Annotated in this window: 18 protein-coding genes; 6 read left to right on the top strand and 12 right to left on the bottom strand. The window is 70.9% G+C overall.

From position 1 onward, the window contains the following. Position 1: 1 nt before the first annotated feature. Positions 2-700, bottom strand: coding sequence for a DUF4232 domain-containing protein (locus tag ABZ919_RS38505; RefSeq protein ID WP_361258009.1), 699 nt, complete (start codon positions 698-700; stop codon positions 2-4). Positions 701-895: 195 nt separating this feature from the next. Between ABZ919_RS38505 and ABZ919_RS38500 the strand changes: the two genes are divergently transcribed. Then, positions 896-2,311 carry a helix-turn-helix domain-containing protein gene (locus ABZ919_RS38500; RefSeq protein ID WP_361258070.1) on the top strand — a complete coding sequence of 472 codons (1,416 nt, stop codon included), beginning with the start codon at positions 896-898 and terminating at the stop codon, positions 2,309-2,311. A 22-nt stretch (positions 2,312-2,333) separates the two neighbouring features. On the opposite strand, the gene ABZ919_RS38495 is transcribed toward ABZ919_RS38500, so the two are convergent. Further along, positions 2,334-3,152, bottom strand: coding sequence for a DUF4253 domain-containing protein (locus ABZ919_RS38495; protein WP_361258006.1), 819 nt, complete (start codon positions 3,150-3,152; stop codon positions 2,334-2,336). A gap of 141 nt (positions 3,153-3,293) precedes the next feature. Here ABZ919_RS38495 and ABZ919_RS38490 point away from each other — a divergent pair, with 141 nt between their 5' ends. After that, positions 3,294-4,448 (top strand): hypothetical protein, encoded by a 1,155-nt coding sequence (locus ABZ919_RS38490; RefSeq protein ID WP_361258003.1) that lies wholly within the window; start codon positions 3,294-3,296, stop codon positions 4,446-4,448. A 24-nt stretch (positions 4,449-4,472) separates the two neighbouring features. On the opposite strand, the gene ABZ919_RS38485 is transcribed toward ABZ919_RS38490, so the two are convergent. Both ABZ919_RS38485 and ABZ919_RS38480 read right to left on the bottom strand, forming a co-directional pair. After that, a complete protein-coding gene (locus ABZ919_RS38485; RefSeq protein ID WP_361258000.1) occupies positions 4,473-5,132 on the bottom strand; it encodes a zinc ribbon domain-containing protein in 660 nt (219 codons plus the stop codon). A gap of 97 nt (positions 5,133-5,229) precedes the next feature. Continuing rightward, entirely contained in the window at positions 5,230-5,628 is a 399-nt protein-coding gene (locus tag ABZ919_RS38480) for a VOC family protein (RefSeq protein ID WP_361257997.1), read from the bottom strand. A gap of 72 nt (positions 5,629-5,700) precedes the next feature. Between ABZ919_RS38480 and ABZ919_RS38475 the strand changes: the two genes are divergently transcribed. Beyond that, positions 5,701-6,675, top strand: a complete 975-nt coding sequence (locus tag ABZ919_RS38475) for a YafY family protein (RefSeq protein WP_361257994.1) — start codon at positions 5,701-5,703, stop codon at positions 6,673-6,675. Between the two features lie 57 nt (positions 6,676-6,732). Here the strand turns inward: ABZ919_RS38475 and argS are convergent, their stop codons facing one another. Continuing rightward, complete coding sequence (gene argS, locus ABZ919_RS38470) at positions 6,733-8,499, bottom strand: arginine--tRNA ligase (protein ID WP_361257991.1); 1,767 nt, start codon at positions 8,497-8,499, stop codon at positions 6,733-6,735. A gap of 149 nt (positions 8,500-8,648) precedes the next feature. Between argS and lysS the strand changes: the two genes are divergently transcribed. Continuing rightward, on the top strand, positions 8,649-10,388 hold the full coding sequence (lysS, locus tag ABZ919_RS38465; RefSeq protein ID WP_361257988.1) for a lysine--tRNA ligase: 1,740 nt from the start codon (positions 8,649-8,651) through the stop codon (positions 10,386-10,388). A 51-nt stretch (positions 10,389-10,439) separates the two neighbouring features. On the opposite strand, the gene ABZ919_RS38460 is transcribed toward lysS, so the two are convergent. From ABZ919_RS38460 to ABZ919_RS38450, 3 genes are all read right to left on the bottom strand, one after another. Further along, a complete protein-coding gene (locus ABZ919_RS38460) occupies positions 10,440-11,708 on the bottom strand; it encodes a DUF2637 domain-containing protein (RefSeq protein ID WP_361257986.1) in 1,269 nt (422 codons plus the stop codon). Positions 11,709-11,800: 92 nt separating this feature from the next. Beyond that, on the bottom strand, positions 11,801-12,673 hold the full coding sequence (locus ABZ919_RS38455) for a DUF3558 domain-containing protein (protein WP_361258067.1): 873 nt from the start codon (positions 12,671-12,673) through the stop codon (positions 11,801-11,803). Positions 12,674-12,837: 164 nt separating this feature from the next. Continuing rightward, complete coding sequence (locus tag ABZ919_RS38450) at positions 12,838-13,710, bottom strand: DUF3558 domain-containing protein (RefSeq protein ID WP_361257984.1); 873 nt, start codon at positions 13,708-13,710, stop codon at positions 12,838-12,840. Positions 13,711-13,933: 223 nt separating this feature from the next. On the opposite strand from ABZ919_RS38450, the gene ABZ919_RS38445 reads away from it, so the two are divergent. After that, on the top strand, positions 13,934-15,127 hold the full coding sequence (locus ABZ919_RS38445) for an RtcB family protein (RefSeq protein WP_361257981.1): 1,194 nt from the start codon (positions 13,934-13,936) through the stop codon (positions 15,125-15,127). A gap of 7 nt (positions 15,128-15,134) precedes the next feature. Here the strand turns inward: ABZ919_RS38445 and ABZ919_RS38440 are convergent, their stop codons facing one another. The 4 genes from ABZ919_RS38440 to ABZ919_RS38425 form a co-directional block, all read right to left on the bottom strand. Further along, a complete protein-coding gene (locus ABZ919_RS38440) occupies positions 15,135-15,317 on the bottom strand; it encodes a hypothetical protein (protein WP_361257978.1) in 183 nt (60 codons plus the stop codon). After that, on the bottom strand, positions 15,317-16,078 hold the full coding sequence (locus ABZ919_RS38435; RefSeq protein WP_361257975.1) for an SDR family NAD(P)-dependent oxidoreductase: 762 nt from the start codon (positions 16,076-16,078) through the stop codon (positions 15,317-15,319). The genes ABZ919_RS38440 and ABZ919_RS38435 overlap by 1 nt, the downstream gene beginning before the upstream one ends. Before the next feature lie 53 nt (positions 16,079-16,131). Further along, positions 16,132-16,470: a YnfA family protein gene (locus ABZ919_RS38430; RefSeq protein WP_361257973.1), complete on the bottom strand. Its 339-nt coding sequence runs from the start codon at positions 16,468-16,470 to the stop codon at positions 16,132-16,134. Between the two features lie 81 nt (positions 16,471-16,551). Then, positions 16,552-16,956, bottom strand: a complete 405-nt coding sequence (locus ABZ919_RS38425; protein ID WP_361257970.1) for a helix-turn-helix domain-containing protein — start codon at positions 16,954-16,956, stop codon at positions 16,552-16,554. A gap of 136 nt (positions 16,957-17,092) precedes the next feature. On the opposite strand from ABZ919_RS38425, the gene ABZ919_RS38420 reads away from it, so the two are divergent. Beyond that, the gene (locus ABZ919_RS38420; protein ID WP_361257968.1) at positions 17,093-17,983 is read left to right on the top strand and encodes a zinc-binding dehydrogenase; all 891 of its coding nucleotides are present in this window, start codon (positions 17,093-17,095) and stop codon (positions 17,981-17,983) included. Positions 17,984-18,006: the final 23 nt, after the last annotated feature.

The following is an 18,006-nucleotide window of genomic DNA, read 5'->3' as shown; positions in this document are numbered from 1 at the left end:
GTTACCAGGCGAGCGCGTCCGACTGCTCCCGCTGCCAGTAGGTCATCGCCAGTGTGGAGTCGTAGTACACGCCCTTCGCGGGCAGCGACGGGTGCGCGGAGGGGCCGCTGTCGCTGTTCGGCGTGCGGCCCTGGAAGAACACCTCCACCTTGTGGGCCGTGGTGCCGTGTTCCCCGCTGCCGTCCGCGGCCGACAGCCGCACGCCCGCGTACCCGGACTCACCCGGCCCCAGGGTCACCACGGCCTGCGGCCGGCTGTCCTCGATCACCTGCGGCGCCCACTGCGCGTCGTCGAAGCGCGGGGTCGGCCAGTACATCAGGTCGCACGCCTTGCCGCTGACGTTCTTCGCGGTGAGCAGCAGGTGGTTGAGCGGGCGGGACACCGGCGTGGCGGTCACCTTGGTGTTCGAGCCGTTGCAGGGGTGGATCGCGGCGGCGGGAGTGCGCGCGCCCGGCTTCGCGGCGGAGCCGCGCGCGGACACGGTGGTGGCGTTCGCCGCGGTGCCGGTGCCGGTGCCGGCGTGGGGCGCGGCGGCAGGGGGCGTGACGGTCCGGTCAGCCGTCGCCGTGGACGCCGGCGTGGGCCTGGGCTGGGCGGCGCCCTCGTCCTTCGTGCCCGTGCCGCCGCCGCACGCCGTGAGGGCGAGAGCGGTCAGAGCGGTACCGGTCGCTGCGTACAGACGGATGTGGCGCAAACGCATGGCAAGTCCTCTTCCGGGCTGGGCCCGTTGGCGTGCTTGGATGACCAACAGCCTGTGCGGCACTGCGTCCCGGCCGCCACCAGTCGCGGGAAATCCGGGACGCTGGAATGCCGGCATGGGTGGTGACCTGCGAAAACAATCCCTCCCTGGAACGCCGGGGTGGGACACGGGGCGGACGAACGGGGGCGGGAAACGGTGGCGGACGGCACCACGGAGAGCGGTTTCGCGGAACTGCTGCGGGAGCTGAAGAACCGCTCCGGGCACAGCTACGGCACGCTCGCCAAGCGGCTCCACATGAGTACGTCGACGCTCCACCGGTACTGCAACGGGGACGCCGTACCGACCGACTACGCCCCCGTGGAACGCCTGGCGCGGCTGTGCAAGGCCGGTCCCGAGGAACTCGTGGAGCTGCACCGCAGGTGGGTGCTGGCGGATGCGGGGCGCAGGCGGAAGGAGCCGACGGCGGCCGCCCCGGTGCCGGCCGGTCCCCCTTCGGCCCTTCCCGCACCGGAGGACCGACCGCCGGAGGACCGAGCGCCGCAGGACGGACCGCCGGAGGACGGATCGCCGGAGGACCGACAGCCGCAGGACGGACCGCCGGAGGCGGGGCGGCCGGGTGAGGGGCAGGGGGAGTCACAGGCGCCCGGTCCGGCGCAGGCGGCCGGCCCCCTCCAGGACGCGGTGCCGTACGCCCGTGCCCGCCGCCGTACCCGCACCGTCCTCCTCGCCGCCCTCACCGTCACCGCCCTTCTCGGCGGCGTGGCGCTCGCCCTGAACCTGCCCTCGGACCACCGGAGCGGCATCCCCACGGCCGCCGGTGGGCAGACACAACAGCAGGCGCCGACGGCAGGTGTGCCCCACCGGACACGCCCCACCCACTCGGCCGGACCCTCCCGCTCCTCGTCCCCGGCCACCAGCGCGCCGCCCGGAAACACGCCGAGCGCGCCGCGCACGGGGCGTACACCCGGCCGCGGCGACACCGGCACTTCGACCGCTCCGCCCCTCGCGATCACCACCCACCCCTACGCCTGGCCCAACCCCTGCCATCAGCACTACTTGATCGACCGTCCCCCGGGCGACGTCCACCCGCCCCCGCCGGAGCAGGACGCGCCCGCCTATGTGGCCGCGCACGAGGCGGTGTCGGCGGGGGGCCAGCTCGTCACGTTCACCGTGCAGGGGACCGGCTCGGACACCGTCGTGCTGGAACAGCTGTCCGTGCGCGTGGCGGGCCGGCGGACGCCGCTCGCCTGGAACGACTACGCCATGGGCTACCCGGGCGTGGGCTGCGGCGGAGGCGTACCGACCCGGAGTTTCTCCGTCGCCCTGGACGCCCTGCGGCCCGGGGCCGTGCCGCACGCCGGGCAGCCCGGCTTCCCGTTCAAGGTGAGCCGGTCGGACCCCGAGGAATTCCACGTCACGGCCGACGCCTCCGCGTACGACGTCAGCTGGTACCTGGAACTGGTGTGGTCCAGCGGAACGCGCCACGGCACACTGCGGATCGATGACAACGGCCGCCCGTTCCGCACCAGCGGCAACAACGGACGGCCCGCCTACGTCTTCCCGCTGGGCGGCCAGAAGTGGCAGCCGGCGTCGGCGGCGGACGCCGGCTGACCGTCCGGGGACGTGAAGGGGCTCAGTCCCACCAGAAGGTCCAGCTGGGGCTGCCGAGGAGATCCTTCGCGTACGCACGAAGGGGGTCGGGCCCCTCCTCCATGACGGTGTCCGGGCAGAACGCGAAGTGCTCCGCCGCCACCGCCTCGGCCGCCTCCTGCGTGGTCGGCGGAGCCGCGACGGACACGACGAGGGTCTCCGGGCCGAGGGCCACCACCCGTACGCCGAAGCGGTCCTCCCAGGAGCGCAGCACCGCGCACATCCGGGCCACGTCGCCCTCGTAGTTCACCGGACCGGTCCAGCCGATCGCCGCCGGGATGTCGGCGGAGCGGCGGGCCGGGACCAGGGCGAGGTGCGCCTCCTCGATCTCCGACTCCGGGTCCCGGACCAGCGCGTCGGCGACCTGGGCGGCGCGGGTGTCCGGGTCGGCGGAGAGCGGCGCGGCGGGCGCGAGACCGGGCCACTCGGCCCCGAACGGCTCGATCTCCTCCGCGATCTCGCCGTCCTCCGTCTCCTCCTCCCAGTACTCCGCCAGGACGTCCTCGGCGTCGTGATCGCCCGGATACGACGTCTCGCCGGGCAGCAGCACCCAGTCCTCGAGGCCGTCGCAGGAGCCGCCGGCATCCACGAGCACCGGCAGCAGACCGGCGCGGGCCGCCGGCGCCCCCAGCGCCTTCCATGTGCCCGGCGCGGCCGGCTTCTCCGCGTGCCACAGCAGAGGTTCGTGCCAGGGCCCGTCGTCCGTCAGGTCCACGAGCTTGCCAGGAGGGAGCTGCAGCCCCAGGGAACGGCCGCTCGGGTCGGTGGCCAGTCTGGGCAGCGGGTTGGGAAGAGTCGCCATGCCTGTGACTCTAAGCGCCGCCGCTGACAACGACGTTGGCCCGCCCCGCCGAGGAACCCGCGGCCCCCGCTTCCGCTCTTACCGGGGGGTGTTGTGATGGCCGGGGACACGGTGACCCGCGTAAGGGAAGGGCGGAGGAACGTGCGGATCGGGCGTTACCCGGTGCGATGGCACATCGTGCTGCTCACCCTGTGGACGGCCGCGTGGTTCATCGTGGCCGAACGCCACGCCGCGATCTCCTGGCACTACCTGAGAACCGGCGAGCAACTGCTCTTCAACCAGACCTCCGGCGGCGGACTCGCCCTCTACGCCAATCACCCCGAGCTGCAGATCGGTCCCGTCAGCTTCCTGGTCGCCGGACTCTTCGCGCCGTTCCGGCCCGACATCGGCGAGAAACTGGCCGACGCGTTCATGTCCGGCCTCGGCCTGTACATGCTCGTCCTGGTCGGCCGCGCCGCCGCCGACCACTACCTGGGCACCGGCCTCAACCACAGACGCCTCCAACAGCGCGTCCTGGTCGCCGGTGCGGCCTTCATCCCCATGTGGGTCGAGGTCTCGGTCCGCTTCGCCCACCTCGACGACGTCCTGGCCCTGTTCTTCACCACGCTCGCCGTCCGCGCGCTGGTCCGGGGGAAGGCCACGGCGGTGGGCGTCTTCCTGGCCCTGGCGATCGACTCCAAGCCCTGGGCGGTGGGTTTCCTGCCCCTGCTGCTGGCCCTGCCCCGCCCGGCCCGCCTGCGCGCGGCCGCCGGCACCTGCGGTCTGGTGGCGGTGGCCTGGCTCCCCTTCTACCTGACCCACCTGGAAACCCTGCACGCGGCCCGCTTCGCGATCCCCAACCAACGGGCGTCCTCGCTGCGCTGGTTCGGCGTGAACGACCCCGCGACACCCTGGTGGGACCGGCCCGCCCAGATGGCCCTCGGCATGGTCCTCGGCGCACTGGCGGTACGACGGGGCCGCTGGCCGGCGGTCGTGTTCCTCGCCGCCGACGCGCGCATCCTGCTGGACCCGAGCGTGTACACCTACTACAACGCCTCCGTTCTCCTGGGCACGCTGATATGGGACTCGATAGGCCAACGCCGCCTGGTCCCCTGGGTCAGCTGGATCGCGCTCATAGCCCTCTACGGCGGCGCACTGCTGATCCCGTCCGACTCCACACGGGGTCTGATACGCCTGGCGTTCTGCGTGGGCTCGGCGGCGTACGTGCTGTTCTGGCCGCAGCGGGCGCCGCGGGGCGGTGCCCGGGGCCGGGGCCGGCGTTCCGTGCCGGCCCAGCCGTCACTCGAATCTCTGTGAAAACCCTCTGCCGTGGTCCCGGCGTCAGCACCTCGCGCCGCAGGACGGGCAGAAGGCCGCGCCGGAGGGGAGTTCGCTCCGGCAGGACGAGCAGCTCGTGGTCTGCGCGAGCCGGTGCCCGCAGCCGTGACAGAAGGCGCCGCCCCGGGTCTCGGTACGGCAGTTCGGGCAGACCAGCTGGCGCGGCGCGTTGACGTCGTAACCGGCGCCCTGCTGCTGGCCGGCGTCGTAGGCGCGCTGGGCGACCATGTCGTTCAGGCCTCGCTGCTGGGCCGCCTGCGCCTCCGCCGCGGTGTCCGGGGAGCAGTTCAGGCACAGGCCCTGCCCCGGGTTCCAGCAACGGGCGCAGACATAGCTGGTGCAGCGCGGGCAGCGGTTGAAGTGGCCCTGCGCGTTCTCGATGGCACGGGAGAAGGCCGCGTCCCGCTGGCTGCCGAAACTCGCCCCCGCCAGACCGTCCGCCGCGTTGCTCACGCCCTGCCCGGCGCCGCCGACGACCGACCAGGCGGCGTTCACGCCCCGGGACAGCCAGCCGGCCATCTGCCCGGCCCGGAAGGGCTCGAACGGTGAACGCCAGGTGTCCCAGCAGCGCGAGCAGGAGAACTCGAACTGGAAACCGGCTCCCGTGCCGTGCTGGACGCACAGGTCGCGGTAGTTGTTGCTGAAGTAGATCTCGGCGCTCATGGCGACCGCTCCCCCCAGAGAAGTTGACCCCCGGGGGGAGTGTATAGCCGTGGCCGAAAGCGATCGAGGTCCGACTGCGCGGGGTGCGGCAGACGCCTCAGACGAGGGTCGTGATGCAGAACGGGTGCCCGGCCGGATCCAGCAGGACCCGCCAGCGGTCCTCGCCCGACTGGAACCCGGGCTTGGTGGCGCCCAGTTCGAGGAGCCGCTTCTCGGCGGCGTCCAGGTCGTCCACGCCCAGCTCGATGTGCGCCTGCTTCTCCTGTTCCGGGTCCGGCCAGGTGGGCCGGCGGTAGTCGGCGAGGCGGTTGAAGCCGAGGCCGGTCGAGCCCTCCTTGCCGAGGAAGACGAAGTCGTCGTCGGAGAAGAGGACGGACATGCCGAGCAACTCGCCGTAGAAGTCGGCCATTTCCTTGGGGTCGGCGCAGTCGAAGGTGATGGCGGCGAAACGGAAGGCGGGTGCGGACGAGGATGAGGAGGAGGTCTGAGTGGTCATGCGGAGGAGGCTAGAACGCGACCAGGACAGTTCCGGTCCTGGTTACCCGCGCGCTGTGCCACACTTCCCGCCGTGCTCAGCTCCTCCGCCCGTCTGCTCCGCCTGCTCTCCCTGCTGTCCTCGCGCCCCTCCTGGACCTGCGCCGAACTGGCCGAGCGCATGGAGGTCACGGACCGTACGGTCCGCAGGGACGTCGCCCGGCTGCGGGACCTCGGCTACTGCGTCGACTCCGAGGCCGGCCCCTGGGGCGGTTACCGCCTGCGGGCCGGCTCCCGGGTGCCGCCGCTGATCCTCGACGACGAGGAGGCGCTCGCCGTGGCCGTCGGGCTGCGGGAGGCCGCGCTGAGCGACGCGCTGGGCGGCGACCAGGCGGCCCTGTCGGCACTGCTGAAGCTGCGGCAGGTCCTGCCCCGGCACACCGCCGAGCGGTTGGTCGACCTGGACGACGCGTTCGTCAGCCTTCCCGGCTCCGAAAGACCGCAGGTCAGGCCCGGCCTGCTGCTGGAACTGGCGATCGCTTGCCGCGAAGGCCGGCGGGCCCGGCTGTCGTACACCGACGGGGAGGGCAGGACCACGGTCCGGGACATCGACCCGTACCGTCTGGTCCATGCCGCCCGGCGCTGGTACGTCGTGGCCCGCGACGTGGACCGCGACCAGTGGCGCACCTTCCGCGCCGACCGGATCGACCGCTTCCAGCCCACCGGTCACCCCGCCGACCTCACCGATCCACCGGACCCGGCCCAGCTGGTCTCCCACAACATCGCGAACGGCCCCTATCCCCTGTCCGCGACCGTCCGCCTCCCCCTCCCCCTGAGCGAGGCACTGAGGCTGATCCCGCCCACGATCGGCACCCACCGCCCCGACGGCGAGCACGCGACGGTGGTCGACATCGGCGGCCCCGACCCGGACGGCCTCGCCCGCTACCTCCTCGGCCTGGGCACACCGCTGCGCGTCCTCGCACCGGATCCGGTACGCGAGGCTCTGTCACGCCGGGCCCGGGAACTGGCCGAGGCGAACGCGTGCGCCACGGAGGCGTCCGCCGGTTAGCCGCCGTCGGACGGTGTGAGGGCCCACGGGGATCCGCAGACCCCCGTGGGCCGTCCGTCAGAGCTTCTCCGGCGTCCTGATCCCCAGCAGGGCCATCCCCTGGTGCAGGGTGCGGGCCGTCACGTCGCACAGGAAGAGGCGGTTCTCCACCTGGGCCGGCGTCTCGGCCTTCAGGACCGGGCACTTGTCGTAGAAGGAGGTGTACAGGGACGCCAACTGGTAGAGGTACGCCGCCAGCTTGTGCGGGGCGTACTCGCCGGCCGCCTCCGCGACCGCCGCCGCGAACGCGTCGACGTGCAGGCCCAGGGCGCGCTCCGCCTCGGCCAGCTCGAGCTCCGGGTGCGCGGCCGGGCGGGTCTCGCCGGCCTTGCGGAGGATGGACCGGATACGGGCGTACGCGTACTGGAGGTACACGCTCGTGTCGCCGTTCAGCGAGACCATCTGGTCCAGGTCGAACTTGTAGTCCCGGTTCGCCGACGTCGACAGGTCCGCGTACTTCACCGCACCGATGCCCACCTGGGCGCCCCGCTCGGCGATCTCCTCCTCGGAGAGGTCCTGTGCCTTCTCCCGCACGACCGTCGAGGCCCGGTCGATCGCCTCGTCGAGCAGGTCGACCAGGCGGACCGTCTCGCCCTCACGCGTCTTGAAGGGCTTGCCGTCCTTGCCGAGGACCGTGCCGAAGGCCAGCTGCGTCGCCGTGACGTCCTCGTTCAGCCAGCCGGCCCGGCGAGCGGTCTCGAACACCATCCTGAAGTGCAGGGCCTGACGGGCGTCCACCACGTACAGGAGGGTGCTGGCCTTCAGGTTGAAGACACGGTCACGGATCGCGGAGAGGTCGGTGGCCGCGTAGCCGTAGCCGCCGTCCGACTTCTGCACGATCAGCGGGACCGGGTTGCCGTCCGGGCCCTTGACGTCGTCGAAGAAGACGCAGAGGGCGCCCTCGCTGCGGACCGCCACGCCCGACTCCTCCAGCAGGCGGCAGGTCTCGGCCAGCATGTCGTTGTAACCGGACTCGCCGACGATGTCGGGGTCGCGGATCTCCATGTCCAGCTTCTCGAAGACGGAGAAGAAGTAGATCTTCGACTCGTCCACGAACTTCTGCCACGCGGCGAGGGTGTGCGGGTCGCCCGCCTGGAGGTCCACCACCCGGCGGCGGGCACGCGTCTTGAACTCCTCGTCCGAGTCGAACTTCCTGCGCGCGGCCTTGTAGAGGCGGTCGAGGTTCGACATCGCCTCCTCACCCGTCACCTGGGCGTCCTTGTGGTCCAACTCGTGCGGGTGCTCGTCCAGGTACTGGATGAGCATGCCGAACTGGGTGCCCCAGTCGCCGATGTGGTGCCGGCGGACCACCTTCTCACCGGTGAACTCCAGGAGCTGGACCAGCGAGTCGCCGATCACGGCCGAGCGGAGGTGGCCGACGTGCATCTCCTTCGCCACGTTCGGCTGCGCGTAGTCGATCACCGTCGTGCCCGGCTGCGCGGCGGTCGGCACGCCGAGGCGGCCCGTGTCGTCCGCGTACCGCGCGGCCAGGTTCGCGGTGATCGCCCGGTCCGCGACCGTGATGTTCAGGAAGCCGGGGCCCGAGACCTCGACGTCCTTGATCAGCTCCTCGCCGGTCACCACGTGGGAGACGACCTGGGCCGCCAGCTCCCGCGGGTTCGCCTTCGACTTCTTGGCCAGCGCCAGGATCCCGTTGGCCTGGAAGTCGGCCCGGTCGCTTCGTCGCAGCAGCGGGTCCGCGCCGGCGGCCTCCGGCAGAGTGGCCGAGAGGGCGGACGCGAGGTGCTGCTCGACGGAATCGCTGAGGGACGTGACCGAGGCCATAGGAATGGGTGCCGTTCTCCTCGTGGGGATGGATAGTCCCAGCCAGTATCCCATGGCAGGTAAAGCCGTTTTCGCGGGCGCGAGCCGGTCTGTGAGAATGGGGTGTCACCCCGATCAGACGGAGTGCCGCCCCGTTCAGAAAGAAGGACGTGCCGATCGTGGCTCAGAGCACCGAGACCACCGACTGGGTCTCCCGTTTCGCGGATGAGGTCATCGAGGAATCGGAGCGCCGGGCCCCGGGCAAACCGGTCGTCGTCGCGTCCGGGCTCTCCCCCTCCGGCCCCATTCACCTGGGCAACCTCCGCGAGGTCATGACCCCGCACCTGGTCGCGGACGAGATCCGCCGCCGCGGCCACCAGGTCCGGCACCTGATCTCCTGGGACGACTACGACCGCTACCGCAAGGTGCCGGCGGGCATCGAGGGGATCGACGAGTCCTGGGCCGAGCACATCGGCAAGCCGCTGACCTCGGTCCCGGCGCCGCGCGGATCGGCGTACCCGAACTGGGCCGAGCACTTCAAGGCCGCGATGATCGCCTCGCTGGCCGAGCTGGGCGTCGAGTTCGACGGGATCAGCCAGACCGCGCAGTACACCTCCGGCGTCTACCGCGAGCAGATCCTGCACGCCATGAAGCACCGCGGTGACATCGACGCGATCCTCGCCCAGTACCGCACGAAGAAGGCTCCGAAGAAGCAGCAGCAGAAGGCCGTCGACGAGGCCGAGCTGGAGGCCGAGGAGGGCTCCGGCGCCGCGTCCGAGGACGACGGCAGCTCCGGCTCCGCCGGGTACTTCCCGTACAAGCCGTACTGCGGCAACTGCGAGAAGGACCTGACGACCGTCACCTCCTACGACGACGACACCACCGAGCTGGCGTACACCTGCAACGACTGCGGCTTCACGGAGACCGTCCGGCTCGGCGAGTTCAACCGCGGCAAGCTGGTCTGGAAGGTCGACTGGCCCATGCGCTGGGCCTTCGAGGGCGTGATCTTCGAGCCGAGCGGCGTGGACCACTCCTCGCCGGGATCGTCGTTCCAGGTCGGCGGGCAGATCGTCGGCATCTTCGGCGGCAAGCAGCCCATCGGGCCCATGTACGCCTTCGTGGGCATCTCGGGCATGGCGAAGATGTCCTCGTCCCGCGGTGGCGTACCCACCCCGGCCGACGCGCTGAAGATCATGGAGCCGCAGATCCTGCGCTGGCTCTACGCCCGCCGCAAGCCCAACCAGTCCTTCAAGATCGCCTTCGACCAGGAGATCCAGCGGCTCTACGACGAGTGGGACAAGCTGGCCGGGAAGGTCGCCGACGGGTCCGCGCTGCCGGGCGACGTCGCCGCCTACACCCGGGCGGTCGGCACCGCCGCCGGCGAGCTGCCGAAGACGCCCCGCCCGCTGCCGTACCGCACCCTCGCGTCCGTCGCCGACATCACCGCCGGACACGAGGACCAGGCCCTGCGGATCCTCTCCGAACTGGATCCCGACCAGCCGCTCGCCTCCCTGGACGAGGTCCGGCCGCGGTACGACAAGGCCGAGGCGTGGATCAACACCCACGTGCCCGCCGACCAGCGCACCATCGTGCGCGACGAACCCGACGCCGACCTGCTGAAGTCCCTCGACGAGGCCTCCCAGCAGTCCGTACGGCTCCTGCTCGACGGGCTCGCCGAGCACTGGTCGCTCGACGGACTGACCCACCTCGTCTACGGCGTGCCGAAGGTGCAGGCCGGATTCTCCGCCGACGCCACCCCGAAGGAACTGCCGCCGGAGATCAAGACGGCCCAGCGGTCGTTCTTCGCGCTGCTGTACCACCTGCTCGTCGGCCGGGACACCGGGCCGCGGCTGCCCACCCTGCTGCTCGCCGTGGGGCAGGAGCGGGTGCGGGCGCTGCTCGGGGAGTAAGCGACAACCGAAAAGGGGGCCCTCTTCGGAGGGCCCCCTTTTTTCATGCCGTCATGCGATGTGCTCTTCCTGGAGTTCCCGGGAGTGGCGCTCGGTGAAGACCTTGACCATGCGGTCGGCTTCCCGCGGGGACAGCGCCACGCCGAAGGTCGCCTCCACGTCGTCCCTCAGCTGGGCGGCTGTGGGGTAACTGCCGTCGATCGACTTGCGGAAGACCTGGTAGTAGTCGTACTCCGTCGGGTCGGGCTCCGCGGTGCCACCGCCCTCGCCCAGCTCGCGAGTGCGGTTCGGGCCCACCGGGATGGGGAAGCTGCCGGTGTCCTCCGGGGAAGGCGGCTGGAAGTCCTGCGGCTCCTGCTCCTCGTACCATCCCTCGTACTGCTCCTCGGGAGCGTACTGGGGTTCCTGCATCATCGGGTCGTAGGCGGGGTCGTAGCCGCCGTGGTACTCCACCTCGCGCGGGGTCTGGAACCAGGGGCTCTGCTCGTCGACCGGGGGTCGCCCGAAACCCTGCTCGCCGGGAGGTGCCGGCTGCTGCGGGACGGGCACCGCCCCGGCGGCACGACCGCCCGCAGCAACCGCGGCGTTCGCCGTGAGCTGCGGCTGCTGCCGCGCCGGAAGCAGAACCGGCTCGATGCCCGCCGCCGCGAGCCCCTCCGGAGCCGTCTCCGCCAGCGGGACCCCGTAACGGGCCAGACGCAGAGGCATCAGGGACTCCACCGGGGCCTTCCTGCGCCACGCGCGCCCGAAGCGGCTGCGGAGCCTGGCCTGGTAGACGAGACGTTCCTGCTCCAGCTTGATGACCTGGTCGTAGGAGCGCAGCTCCCACAGCTTCATCCGACGCCAGAGCAGAAACGTGGGGACCGGGGAGAGGAGCCAGCGGGTGAGCCGGACCCCCTCCATGTGCTTGTCCGCCGTGATGTCGGCGATGCGGCCGATCGCGTGCCGGGCCGCCTCCACCGCGACCACGAACAGCACCGGGATCACCGCGTGCATGCCCACACCCAGCGGGTCCGGCCAGGCGGCGGCACCGTTGAACGCGATCGTCGCCGCCGTCAGCAGCCATGCCGTCTGGCGCAGCAGCGGGAAGGGGATGCGGATCCAGGTCAGCAGCAGATCCAGGGCCAGCAGGACACAGATGCCCGCGTCGATGCCGACCGGAAACACATAGGAGAAGTTCCCGAAGCCCTTCTTGATGGCCAGTTCACGGACGGCCGCGTACGAGCCGGCGAAACCGATGCCGGCGATGATCAAGGCGCCGGTCACGACCACGCCGACGAGTACGCGGTGCATCCGAGTCAGCTGCAGTGGCGCGGCCACTCGTACTCCCCTCCCCTTGCCTGTTGTTGCGCGCAACAGGGTGGCACACGCGAACGACGAACGCGCTACCGGTCGGGGGTTCCGGTCTCAGCTCAGCCCTTCCCGGCGGCCGACTTGGACGGAGAAGCGCTGGAAGAGGCCGACTTGGACGGAGACTTCGACGGGGACGCGGAGGACGACGACTTCGGCGCCGACTGCGACGGCGAAGCCGGAGCCTTCGCCCCCGAACCCGCCGAAGAACCACCATTGGCGGACGACACCGCCGCCACCGCCTCCTTGATCGCCTTCTCCGCCGACTTCGTCAGGTCGTCGGCGTCCGGCGTCTTCTCACCGGCCAGACCCGCGCCGTTGAAGTCGAGCGTCACCACCACGTTCTCGACCCGCGCGACCACCGTCTGCTGCTTGAAGAGACCCTCCTTCTTCTTCAGGTCGTACCGCACGGCCGTCGCCTCCGCGCCCGTACCCGACAGCGGGATCTCCTTGGTGTTCTTCGCGCCGTCCACCGACCCGGCGTCCTTGACCTGCCGGCCGAAGAAGGTGTGCGCCTGCGCGTCACCGGAGCCGCGCGTGGTGTCCGAGTCGAACCGCAGCAGAGACACGTTCAGCCAGCGGAACTGCGAGCCCTTCACCCCGTTGTTGTCCAGGCTGCTCCAGGAGCACGAGGCACGCGACGCCGGATCGTCCGAACTGCCCTTCTTGCCCGACGTGCCCTTCGGTACCAGATCCGACAGGGTGCCCTTCGACAGCACCGCACAGGCATCGGGAAGCTTCGTGTACGCGGCCGCCTGCACCGTCGCAGACGCACTCCCCGAGGGCTGTGTGCTCCCCGCCGCGGACTGCTGCGCGCTGCTGTCGGCGCCCTTGCCCTTGGAATCGCCAGAGCCCGACGAACAGCCGGCCGTGATCAACACTGCCGGCACGGCTGCCGCGCAGACAAGAACACGGCTCAGGCGCTTGCCACGCATCTCTCGACGGGCACGGTCGTCTCGCTGGGCTGCTCGCTGCATGGTTCCTTCACTCGTGACGCTCGGTGGTCGGGTTCCTGCGGGGCCACGGTACGCGGTGAAGGAGCTGTGCGGTTTCCGTTCGAGAGCTTTGCGCGCGGCGGCGCCGGTGCCTCCGGACGCCGTCAACCGCCCAGTGTGTCGTCCAGTTGAGAGGCCAGATCACGGGCCCTGTCCTGCATTTCCTTGCTGTCGGGGACCGTTCCCATGGCCGTCGGCTGCTCCTCGTACTCGATGGTGACGACGACGTTGGACGTGCGGAACACCACAGTCACCGTCCGCTGCTCGGCCGTCGAACCCGACGAACCGAGCTGGTCGTCCAGATACGCCTCGTCACCGAGACCGGACAGCACTCGCGGCTGCAGATCCGCCGCGGTGGAGTCGGAGGACGGGGAAGCCGAGCCCGAGAGTGACCCCGCGCCACTGCTCGAGGCGGCAGGCGCGCCACTGCTCGCGGACGCGGACGCGGACGCGGACGAGGGCGACGACGAGGGCGACGACGTGGGCGTCGGCACCGTCGTCCCGCTCGACACCGGGGAACTGCTCGGCTGCGGAAGGTCGGCGGCCGCCTCCTTGCCCTGGAACAGCTTCTCCGCCTGGTCGTCGTCGCTGACCGTGTTGTCGTACGACACCACCCGCTCGAAGTCCACCGAGAGACGGTCGGTGGCATCCGTGGACTCCACCTTCCAGTGGCAGCCGACCTTGCGATCGGTGTCGTAAGTGAGCGCCGCCTGGCCCTGATAGGCCTTGTCCCGCTGGCCGGGGTCGGTGATCTGCTTGATGCCGGGCAGCATCGAGTCGAGGGTGTCGTGCCCGAGCGCGCGACAGGGTTCGGGAAGTGTGCGGTACTTGCCCGGCTGAGCGACGGCGGTGGCCGTGCCGGCGGCCCCGGGATTGGCGTCGTCCGTCGAACTGTCGCTCCCCGAGCCGCTCGTGCAGCCGGCCAGCAGCGCCGCGAGAAGGGCTGCGGTGCCGGTTACGTACGCCTTCCGCTGCACGGTCGGGCTCCTTCCGGGTGTGCGCTCGCTTGGTTGCTCCAGTGTCCCCGCTGGTTATTCGCTTGCCGCAGCGGGGCGCCCCCTGGACACAATGTGTATCGCACGCGCTGCTGTGGCCGCCGGTCCCTTGTCCGTTTGTATCAACCCTGGCGCCTCTTTTCCGTGTTGCCGTTTATAAGCCTCTTGTATGCCTTCTTGTTGTTTTCGGGGGATTGGGGAAATCATGTCGTACGTGGAGATGCCGGGCGCGAAGGTCCCGATCCGGATGTGGACCGACCCCGCGGCGGTCGAGGACGTGGCTTTGCGTCAGCTCCAGAACGTGGCGACCCTGCCGTGGATCAAGGGCCTGGCCGTGATGCCGGACGTGCACTACGGCAAGGGCGCGACGGTCGGCTCGGTGATCGCCATGCGGGGCGCGGTGTGCCCGGCGGCGGTCGGGGTGGACATCGGGTGCGGCATGTCGGCGGTGCGGACCTCGCTGACGGCGAACGACCTGCCGGGAGATCTGTCGCGGCTGCGGTCGCGGATCGAGCAGGCGATTCCGGTGGGGCGGGGGATGCATGATCATCCCGTGGGGCCCGGGGACTTCCACGGGCTGGCGACCGCCGGGTGGGACGACTTCTGGGGGCGGTTCGACGGAGTGGCCGAATCGGTCAAATTCCGCCAGGAGCGCGCCTCGAAGCAGATGGGAACACTCGGAAGCGGTAATCACTTTGTCGAGGTCTGCACGGATACGACCGGTTCCGTGTGGCTCATGCTGCACTCCGGTTCCCGCAACATCGGCAAGGAACTCGCCGAGCACCACATCGGCGTGGCCCAGAAGCTCCCGCACAACCAGGGCCTGGTCGACCGTGATCTCGCGGTGTTCGTCGCGGACACCCCGCAGATGGCCGCCTACCGCAACGACCTGTTCTGGGCGCAGGAGTACGCCAAGCACAACCGCACGCTCATGATGGCGCTCCTGAAGGACGTGATCCGCAAGGAGTTCAAGAAGGCCAAGCCGACCTTCGAGCCGGAGATCTCCTGTCACCACAACTATGTCGCCGAGGAGCGGTACGAGGGCATGGACCTGCTCGTCACCCGGAAGGGAGCGATCCGGGCCGGCTCCGGCGAGTACGGGATCATCCCGGGTTCCATGGGTACGGGGTCGTACATCGTGAAGGGTCTCGGGAACGAGAAGGCCTTCAACTCGGCCTCGCACGGCGCGGGTCGGCGGATGAGCCGGAACGCGGCCAAGCGCCGGTTCTCCACCAAGGACCTGGAGGAACAGACCCGGGGCGTGGAGTGCCGCAAGGACTCCGGCGTCGTGGACGAGATCCCGGGCGCCTACAAGTCCATCGACCAGGTCATCGACCAGCAGCGGGATCTGGTCGAGGTCGTGGCGAAGCTGAAGCAGGTCGTCTGTGTGAAGGGCTGACCCACGGTCAGTGGCCGTGTCGCACGGCGTAGATCATCACGAACGCCACGATGTGGATGCCGAAGAGGAAGTAGCCCAGGAAGTACCAGACCTTGCGTTCGTCCTTGGCTTCCTGGGCCAGGCGGCGTTGTTCCAGGGATTTTTCGAGGGAGTCGAGGGAATCGGCGCTCTCGGGGGACGGCTCCGGCATCACGGCTCCCGGTGGACCTTGGTGTTGGAGGCCTGGGCGCGGGGGCGGAGGACCAGGAGGTCCACGTTGACGTGGCTGGGGCGGGTGACCGCCCAGGTGATCGTCTCGGCCACGTCGTCCGCGGTGAGGGGTTCGGCCACGCCCTCGTAGACCTTCGCCGCCCTGGCCTCGTCGCCGGCGAAGCGGGTCAGGGCGAACTCCTCCGTCTTCACCATGCCGGGGGCGATCTCGATGACGCGGACCGGCCGGCCGACGATCTCCAGGCGGAGTGTCTCGGCGAGGACGTGCGCGCCGTGCTTGGCGGCGGCATAACCCGCGCCGCCTTCGTACGTGCCGTGGCCCGCGGTGGAGGAGACGACGACCACCACGCCGTCGCCGCTCGCGACCAGCTGGGGCAGCAGGGCCTGCGTGAGGTTGAGGGTGCCGATGACGTTCGTCTCGTACATCGTGCGCCAGTCCGCCGGGTCGCCGGTGGCCACCGGGTCCGCGCCGAGGGCGCCGCCCGCGTTGTTGACCAGGACACCGATGGTCTGGAAGGCCGTGGCGAACTCGTCGACCGCCGCGCGGTCGGTCACGTCCAGCTGGTAGGCCACCGCCGAGTGGCCCGCCCGGGTCAGCTCCTGCGCGAGTGCCTCGATGCGGTCCTTGCGGCGGGCGGTGAGGACGACGCGGTAGCCGGCCTCCGCGAGCTGCCGTGCCGTGGCGGCGCCGATGCCGCTGCTCGCACCGGTGACGACGGCGATCCGGGAGGCGGGGGCCATGGGTTGCTCCTCACGGGCTGGTGGTGACGGTCCGCGTCCAGCCTAAGTGAGGCTCATGCGCCGTTCCTCGGCGCCCACATGATCACGGCCATTCCGGCGAGGCAGATCAGCGCCCCGGTGATGTCCCAGCGGTCGGGGCGGTAGCCGTCGGCGATCGCACCCCACAGCAGGGAGCCGGCCACGAAGATCCCGCCGTAGGCGGCGAGGATGCGGCCGAAGTGGGCGTCCGGCTGGAAGGTGGCGACGAAGCCGTACGCGCCGAGCGCCAGGACTCCGCCGGCGATCCACAGCCAGCCGCGGTGCTCGCGCACGCCCTGCCAGATCAGCCAGGCGCCGCCGATCTCGAAGACGGCGGCGACGACGAACAGGGCTGCGGAGCGGAGGATCGTCATGGGCAGCAGCTTGTCACCTGTCGGGGGGCGCCCCGGTCCGAGGCCGTCCCGGCCTTCGAGCCGGCGCCGAGTGGCGGACGGTCAGTCCGGGTTCTTCGAGTCGTAGCGCTCGCGGGCCGCGCGTACCTCTTCGAAGTGGGTCTCGGCCCAGTCCTTCACGGCGGTCAGCAGGCCGGCGAGGCTGGTGCCGAGCGGGGTGAGCGCGTAGTCGACGCGGACCGGGACGGAGGGGGTGACGGTGCGGCTGACGATGCCGTCGCGTTCGAGGGTGCGCAGCGTCTGGGTGAGCATCTTGGGGCTGACACCTGCGACCTTGCGGCCGAGGTCGCTGTAGCGCTTGGGGCCGGCCGCCAGGGCGGCGACGACGAGGCTGACCCATTTGTCGCTGAGCCTGCCGAGGAGCTGGTTGGTGGGGCACGCGCGCAGGAAGGCGTCGTAGTCGGCGCGGGCCTGTTCGCGGCGCTGGGCGGCGGTCGTGGTCGCCATGGGCCCTCTCCTCGGGGTCAGCTACGCACTCTCAGGTAACTACTTACCATTGGATAGTAGCTCTCCTACGGTTGGTGGTGCGGCCGGACAGGTGCCGCGAAAGCCATCAAATGCCGTGCTTTTCAGGGGAGTTGTCATGCGTGCTGTGGTCGTGAAGTCGTTCGGCGGTCCGGAGGTCGTGGAGATCGCCGAGGTTCCGGTGCCGGAGCCCGGGGCGCGACAGGTGCGGATCAAGGTGGCCGCGGGTGCGCTGAACCCGGTGGACGTGGGCGTGCGCGTCGGTGTCTTCGGCGGGGCCGGCAGGACTCTGGGGCTCGGCTGGGACGTGGCGGGGACCGTGGACGCGGTGGGCGCGCCCGCCGCCTGGCGGGTCGGGGATCCGGTGGTGGCGCTGGTGCCGGGTGTGGCGGATCCGTTGGGCGCGCACGCCGAGTACGTCGTGGTGGACGCGGATGCGGTGGCGGCGGCGCCCGTCTCGGTGGACGCCGTGCACGCCGGGACCCTGCCGCTGAACGGGCTGACCGCGCTGCAGGCCCTGGACCTGCTGGACCTCGCGCCCGGCGGCAGGCTGCTGGTGACCGGGGCCGCGGGTGCGGTCGGCGGGTTCGCGGTGCAGCTGGCGGCGCACCGGGGGATCGAGGTGACCGGGCACGCCCGGGCGGGTGACGAGGAGCTGGTGCGCTCCCTGGGCGCCGCGCACTTCACGGCCGAGGGGGTCGGGGCGGGGAGCGTGGACGCGGTGCTGGATGCCGCGGTGCTCGGGGCGCCGGCGCTGGGCTGGGTGCGGGACGGGGGAGTGTTCGCCGCGGTCCGCGACGGGGTGCTGCCGCAGGGGGACCGGGGGGTGCGCATGGAGAACGTGTGGGTGCGGGCCGACGGCGGGCAGCTGGCGGAGCTGGTCCGGCTGGTGGACGAGGGGGTGCTGACGCTGCGGGTGGCGGAGGCGTACGCGCTGGAGGAGGCGGTCGAGGCCCATGCGCGGTTCGCGGAGGGCGGGGTGCGCGGGCGGCTGGTGCTGGTGCCCTGAGGGGCAGCCGCGTGCTCCGGAAT

Source organism: Streptomyces sp. NPDC046759 (genome assembly GCF_040645475.1).
Taxonomy (GTDB): Bacteria; Actinomycetota; Actinomycetes; order Streptomycetales; family Streptomycetaceae; genus Streptomyces.
This window is presented reverse-complemented; position numbering and strand designations above follow the sequence as displayed.